5 protein-coding genes are annotated in these 7073 nt (G+C 63.4%); 4 read left to right on the top strand and 1 reads right to left on the bottom strand.

Annotated elements, in window-relative coordinates:
* Positions 1–177: 177 nt before the first annotated feature.
* Positions 178–1839, top strand: a complete 1662-nt coding sequence (ettA, locus tag ACLBKS_RS03655) for an energy-dependent translational throttle protein EttA (RefSeq protein ID WP_410191423.1) — start codon at positions 178–180, stop codon at positions 1837–1839.
* Between the two features lie 50 nt (positions 1840–1889).
* On the top strand, positions 1890–3188 hold the full coding sequence (locus ACLBKS_RS03650) for a PA0069 family radical SAM protein (protein WP_410191422.1): 1299 nt from the start codon (positions 1890–1892) through the stop codon (positions 3186–3188).
* 15 nt (positions 3189–3203) lie between these two features.
* On the opposite strand, the gene ACLBKS_RS03645 is transcribed toward ACLBKS_RS03650, so the two are convergent.
* Entirely contained in the window at positions 3204–3644 is a 441-nt protein-coding gene (locus tag ACLBKS_RS03645; RefSeq protein WP_410191421.1) for a universal stress protein, read from the bottom strand.
* A 160-nt stretch (positions 3645–3804) separates the two neighbouring features.
* Between ACLBKS_RS03645 and ACLBKS_RS03640 the strand changes: the two genes are divergently transcribed.
* Positions 3805–4383, top strand: a complete 579-nt coding sequence (locus ACLBKS_RS03640; protein ID WP_410191420.1) for a (2Fe-2S)-binding protein — start codon at positions 3805–3807, stop codon at positions 4381–4383.
* Positions 4380–7052 carry a molybdopterin cofactor-binding domain-containing protein gene (locus ACLBKS_RS03635; protein WP_410191419.1) on the top strand — a complete coding sequence of 891 codons (2673 nt, stop codon included), beginning with the start codon at positions 4380–4382 and terminating at the stop codon, positions 7050–7052. The genes ACLBKS_RS03640 and ACLBKS_RS03635 overlap by 4 nt, the downstream gene beginning before the upstream one ends.
* Positions 7053–7073: the final 21 nt, after the last annotated feature.

Below are 7073 nucleotides of genomic sequence, written 5' to 3'. Positions count from 1 at the left end.
TCAAATTTTCATCCCGATCAAGCTCGCCATCAGAAATTCTTCTTGCGAGCTTCACCAACATGTCATGCAAGCACATATCGGCGCCGCATCCACCCACTGATTGTTGCCGCTGACTCAGCAGCATCAACGGCTCCGCTGATAATGCGGTTTTGCTTTTTCTCTCCTTAGAACAACACCATGGCCCAATACGTTTTCTCCATGAACCGCCTCGGCAAAATCGTGCCGCCGAAGCGCCAGATCCTCAAGGACATTTCTCTGTCCTTCTTCCCTGGGGCCAAGATCGGGGTGCTGGGCCTGAACGGCTCGGGCAAATCCACGCTGCTCAAGATCATGGCCGGGGTCGACAAGGAATTCGAGGGCGAAGCGATCCCCATGGCGGGCTTGAAGATCGGCTACCTGCCGCAGGAGCCCCAGCTGAACCCTGAAGAGACGGTCCGTCAAGCGGTTGAAAGTGGCATGGGCGAGACGAAGGCCGCACAGGCGCGCCTTGAGGAAGTCTATGCCGCCTATGCTGACGAGAACGCCGACTTCGATGCGCTCGCCGCCGAACAGGCCAAACTGGAAGCCATCATCGCAACCGCCGGTGACGCGGGCGACCACCAACTCGAGATTGCCGCGGATGCCTTGCGCCTCCCCCCCTGGGATGCCGTCATCGGCAAGCTTTCCGGCGGAGAAAAGCGCCGCGTGGCTTTGTGCCGCTTGCTGCTGTCCAAGCCCGACATGCTGCTGCTGGACGAACCGACCAACCACTTGGACGCCGAGTCGGTGGACTGGCTGGAGCAATTCCTCTCGCGCTTCTCCGGCACCGTGGTGGCCATTACCCACGACCGCTACTTCCTCGACAACGCCGCTGAATGGATTCTGGAACTGGACCGCGGCCGTGGCATTCCCTACAAGGGCAACTACAGCACGTGGCTGGAGCAAAAGGAAGCGCGCCTGGAGCAGGAACAGCGCACCGAAGATGCTCGCACCAAGGCCATGAAAAAGGAACTGGAATGGGCGCGCCAGAACCCCAAGGGGCGCCAAGCCAAGAGCAAGGCTCGCCTGGCCCGCTTCGAGGAGCTGAGCGACCATGAATACCAGCAGCGCAACGAAACGCAGGAAATTTTCATTCCGGTAGCCGAGCGCTTGGGCACCGAGGTCATCGAGTTCGAAGGCGTGTCCAAGTCCTTCGGCGACCGCGTGCTGATCGACAACCTGAGCTTCAAGATCCCGGCAGGTGCCATCGTAGGCATCATCGGCCCCAACGGGGCCGGTAAGTCGACTTTGTTCAAGATGATCGCGGGACGCGAACAACCCGATAACGGGTCCGTCAAGATCGGCAAAACCGTCAAGCTGTCTTTCGTGGACCAGAACCGCGACGACTTGGCGAACGAAAAGACGGTTTGGGAAGATATCTCGGGCGGCCTGGACATCATCACCGTGGGCAAATTCCAGATGCCCAGCCGCGCTTACTGCGGCCGCTTCAACTTCAATGGCGGAGACCAGCAAAAGCGGGTCGGCACCTTGTCGGGCGGTGAGCGCGGCCGCCTGCACCTGGCCAAGACCCTGATGCAAGGCGCCAACGTGCTGCTGCTGGACGAACCGTCCAACGACCTCGACGTGGAGACACTGCGTGCATTGGAAGACGCGCTGCTCGAGTTCGCCGGCTCGGTCATGGTCATCAGCCATGACCGCTGGTTCCTCGACCGCATCTGCACCCACATCCTGGCCGCCGAGGGCGACAGCCAGTGGGTCTTCTTCGATGGCAACTACCAGGAATACGAAGCCGACAAGAAAAAGCGTCTGGGCGACGAGGGTGCAGCGCCGAAACGCGTGCGCTTCAAGGCGCTGAAGTAAGCACCTTCGGACCGCTTGCACTCCATCCATAACTGTATAAAAATACAGTTATGGATGAATTTCAAATTCCTCTTCGCGCCATCAAAGGCCGGGGCGTCGCGAACCGCAACGCCCATCGCTTCGAGAAGGTTTCGCGCACGGCGTTTGACGATGGGTGGTCTGGCATGTCGGATTCGGACGACGGGCCCGTAATCCGACGGGCGAGCTCGCCCAATCTGCCCGCTGCCGAACCCGCGTCGGCACCCGAACCACCACCGCCTCCGACAGAAGTCCGCTGGGAAGATGCACGCAGTGCTCTGACGCGCAACGACTCCCCCGACTTGCCTTTCGCCCAATCCATCAATCCCTACCGAGGTTGCGAGCACGGCTGCAGCTATTGCTACGCCCGCCCCACGCACAGTTACCTGAACCTCTCGCCCGGACTTGACTTCGAGCGCATCATCATCGCCAAGCGCGGCTTGGCGGAGCGCCTGCGCGAGGAAATCTCATCCCCTTCCTACAAGCCCAGCCTGATCGTCATCGGCGCTGCGACAGATTGCTACCAACCGATCGAGCGCGAACTCAAGCTCACCCGCGCGCTGATCGAAGTCTTGGGTGAAGCGCGACACCCATTCGCGCTGATCACCAAATCCAGCAATGTCGAGCGTGACCTTGATCTGCTGGCACCTCTGGCGCAAGCCGGTTTGGCGGCCGTGCACATCACCATCACCACGCTGGATGCGGCGCTGACCCGCAAACTGGAACCGCGTGCGGCCAGCCCGCAGCGGCGACTGCGCACCATCCGGACCCTGGCGGCTGCGGGCGTGCCAGTGGGTGTGAGTGTGGCGCCCCAAATTCCCTTCATCAACGAAGACATGGAGCAAGTGCTCGCGGCCGCGGCCCAAGCCGGCGCGCGCAGCGCTTTCTACAGCGTGCTGCGTCTGCCCTGGGAGTTGAACGATATCTTTCAACAATGGTTGCAGACGCATTACCCTGATCGTGCCGAGCGCGTCATGGGTCGACTGCGCGAGATGCGCGCGGGCCGACATTACGACTCCGAATTTGGCAAGCGCATGACCGGCAGCGGCACATGGGCAGAACTGATCGCCCAGCGCTTTCAAAAGGCCTGCGCGCGCTATGGTCTGATCGCCGGGTCACGTTCTGCGCGCACGGCGCGCTCCTCGAACCTCCCAGCCAAACCCAGCCCATCTCACATGCAAATCCCTGAGGAAACGCCCCTCTTTCTGACGCCGACCGTGTGCGAGGCGAGTCCGGCGGCTGACTCGCAACGCCCCCCATCACCGAGGTACGCCCCAGACTTCAGCCAGTTCCGTCCGGGCCTGGCGGCTGGGCAAGCCAGCCTGTTCTGAACGTCGCGTCAAGCGTCAATCGCGCACGATCAACACGGGCAAGGGCGAATGGGTCAACACGCGCTGGGCCACGCTGCCCAGCACAAGTTTCTCCAAGCCGCGCCGCCCATGCGAGCCCATGACGATCAAATCCGCCCCCTGAGCCTGAGCCACCTCGATGATGCCCCTCCAGATGGCGTGGGAGCGCGCCACTTGGGTCTGCACCCCCTGCACGCCCGCCGCATCCAGCGCCGACTGGGCGGCGGCAATGGCCTCCTTGGCCTCGGCCTCCGCTGCGCTCAGGTATTCGGCTTGGCCATAGGCAAAATCGCTGCCCAGTCCGGTGAAGGGGTAAGGGTCAATCACGTAGACCACTGAGGCCCGGCTGCCAAAAGCCTGGGCCAACCCTGCCGCCTTTTCCACGGCCTTTTGCGCGGTAGAAGAACCATCAACCGGAATCAGAATGTGCTTGAACATGAAAAACTCCTGGAGGGCGACAAGATGAGGACAATGAAGGGACCGCGCAGTCATTGTGCACACCTCGCTGCCAGCGCCCGTGGGCGCCTCGCGCGAGCTTGAGCCACATCAAAAAATCCGGCAATCCAATCCCCGAACGATTGCCTCTACACTTCGAGCGATGAGTACCACGGACAACGTCAACCGACCCGCTGACGCTTCTGCTGAAGAACAGGCCCCCAAATTCAAACTCTTCCTCAACGGCAAGGAGGAGGTGTTCGAACCCGAAAATACCCCCGAGCCCGACACCCCGCTGTTGTGGGTGCTGCGCGAGCAGCTTGGACTCACGGGCACGAAGTACGGATGCGGCATCGCTCAATGCGGCGCCTGCACCGTGCACGTCGACGATGCGCCGGTGCGCAGCTGCGTCATCCCCATTGCTTCCATCGCGCCGGAACAGAAAATCACCACCATTGAAGGTTTGTCCCGCAATGGCACCCACCATGTTCAGCGCGCTTGGCAGATGCTGGATGTCCCCCAATGCGGCTTCTGCCAAAGCGGCATGATCATGGCCGCTGCGGCCTTGCTGCGGCGCAATCCCAATCCGAGTGATGCCGACATCGACGCGGCCATCACCAACATCTGCCGTTGCGGCAGTTACAACCGCGTGCGCTTGGCCATTCGTGTCGCTTCCCAGGTCCGTACGCGTCGTGCGCCGCTGCCCCAGGACAACGCAGCGTCGAAAGGAAACGCCCAATGAGCCGGGAGTCCAGCAAAGGCCTCGCCGTGGCAGACAAGGGATTGTCACGCCGAGATTTCATGATCGGCGTCGGAACGGCCGGCGGAGGGCTCGCGATCAGTGTCGCGGTTGGCACGGGCTTGGGCCTGCACACCACGGACGCCCAGGCGGTCGCGGAGCAGGGAGAAATCAGCGCATGGGTTTACATCCGCCCCGATGACACGGTGCTGATCCGCATCGTGCGCGCCGAATCTGGCCAGGGCACGCTGACCGGCCTGGCCCAACTGGTGGCGGAAGAACTCGAGTGCGACTGGGTCCGGGTCAACGTCGAATACCCCACGCCCAGCGAAAGCCTGGCGCGCAACCGTCCCTGGGGAAGCTTCACCACGGTGGGCAGCCGCAGTATTCGGGATTCCCAAGACTACCTGCGTCGCGGTGGCGCCGTGGCGCGCACCCTACTCGTTCAGGCGGCGGCCCGAGCCTGGGGGGTTCCGATCGAGGAATGCACGGTGCACCGTGGTGTCATCACGCACACACCCAGCAACCGCAAAACCGTGTACGGCCGCGTGGCCTACGCAGCCAGCCTGCTAACCCCGCCGAAACCGGAAAGCATTCAACTCAAGGAACCCAAGAATTGGAAGCTCCTGGGCCAACGCATGTTGCGCCTGGACACCTTCCTCAAAACGAACGGGGGCCAAGACTACGCCACCGACCTCAACTTCAAGGACATTTACCACGCCGCGATCAAAGTCTGCCCCGTGGCGGGTGGCCGAGTGAAGCGCTTCGAGCCCAAGGAGGCACAGGAGCGTCCTGGCGTGCAACGCGTGCTGCGCATCGGCAACAACGCCGTTGCGGTCGTGGCCAACAGCTGGTGGCGCGCGCAAAGCGCCTTGGATCAGATGTCCATCGAGTGGGACGTCGGCCCCAACGCGAATGTCCAGCAGAGCGATATAGAGGCTCGATTGCGCGCAGCCTTGGCCGACATGCCAACCAGCACAGTCCACCATCACGGTGGTGCTCCGGCGGCGGTGGTCAAAGACATCCACGAGACTGAGCGCCGGGTGGACGCGGTCTACAGCTACCCGGCACAACACCACGCCACGATGGAGCCCATGAGCGCGACCGCGCGCTGGACCCGCACAGGCTGCATCGTTTGGGCCCCGACCCAGGACGCGGAGGCCGCGCTGGCCGCGGTGGCCGCGGTGGCGGAGTTGCCCATCGACAAATGCGAATTCCACCGGCTGGTGCCGGGCGGCAGTTTTGGGCGCCGGGCGTACCACGATGTGATCGTCCAAGCCGTGCAGATCGCGCGCAACCTGCCGGGCTCGGTCATCAAGCTCGCCTGGTCGCGCGAGGAAGACATGCTGCATGGCCCGATCCATCCGCCCAGCATGGCGCGTCTCAGCGCGAGTCTGTCGCGCACCGGAGCGCCTCGCGGATTGCACCTGCGGATCGCAGGGTCGCCCATCACGCTGCCTCGCAATCCTTATGACCCACCGAACGCTTTTGCCCAACAGCGTGCTTTCTATATGGGTCTCTTGCCGGAGCCGACCGCCCTGCCCGACCCGAGCGCCTTCGATGTGAAAGACAGCGCGAAAGATGGCAAGACCCCCGTCGCTCCCGACGCCGCGCCTGTGGCGCCAACACCCAGCGCGACACCCATTCCTGTTCCTCCCCCTCAGTCCGCCGCACCGACGACGGCACAGGAACCACCGGCTGAGCCGCCTAAGAAAGGCGGCTTCTTCAGCTTCCTGTTTGGTGGCAAGAAGGAAAGCCCAGCAGAAACGCCTGCGCCACCCCAGGCGCCGGTGAGCGCTGCGACAGCCAGCGCGGAAACGCCCGCGGCGCCCGCGCAGACGCCGGTCCCGGCTGCGCCAGCGCAGGCGTCCAACATCGACGCGTCGCAGGTCGCGGCCCCGCTGCCACGCACGACTGGCCCTGTGACTGCTGCACAGGCCAGCGCTTTGCTGACGCGCAATGACAGCGCGTGCGGCTACCGCTTTGACCAGTTGCTGATCGACCACGTGCAACGTGATCTGCATGTCCCGACAGGATGGTGGCGCGGCGCGCATCTCAATCCCAACACCTTCTACCTGGAAAGCTTCATTGACGAGATTGCGGCCGCGACCTCGCAAGACCCCTTGGGCCTGCGCCGCACGCTATTGGCGGGCAATCCACGCCGCCTGGCCGTGTTGGAGGCCGTGGCAAGACAAGTAGGCTGGGGCAAGCCCGCGCCAGCCGGCGTGCACCGTGGACTGGCGCAAGTCATGGGCATGGGCAGCTACCTGGCGGCCTGCGCCGAAGTGTCCGTGAGCCAGGAAGCCAGCACCAAGGGGCGGCTGAAGATCCACCGCTTCGTGGTCGCCATCGACTGCGGCCACGCCGTGAACCCGCAGCAGATCGAAGCACAGATTGAAAGCTCCCTGGCCTTCGGGTTATCAGCGGCCTTGTACGGCAAGATCAGCTTCCAGAATGGCGCCGTGCAACAGCAGAACCTGGACCGTTACCACGTGCTGCGCCTGGCCGACATGCCCCCCGTGCAGACCCTCGTGATGCCGTCCGGCGGTTTCTGGGGTGGCGTCAGCGAGCCGGCCACGGCCCTTGCCGCGCCCGCCCTGTGCAATGCGATCTTCGCTGCCACGGGCAAGCGCATCCGCGAACTGCCACTGAACAACCAGTTGAGCACCTGAGCAAGGACCGCACTGGCCTGC

The sequence above is a fragment of the Hylemonella sp. W303a genome (assembly GCF_046452315.1).
Classification (GTDB): domain Bacteria; phylum Pseudomonadota; class Gammaproteobacteria; order Burkholderiales; family Burkholderiaceae_C; genus Hylemonella.
Note: the sequence above shows the minus strand (reverse complement) of the source record. Positions and strands in the feature narration are given on the sequence as shown.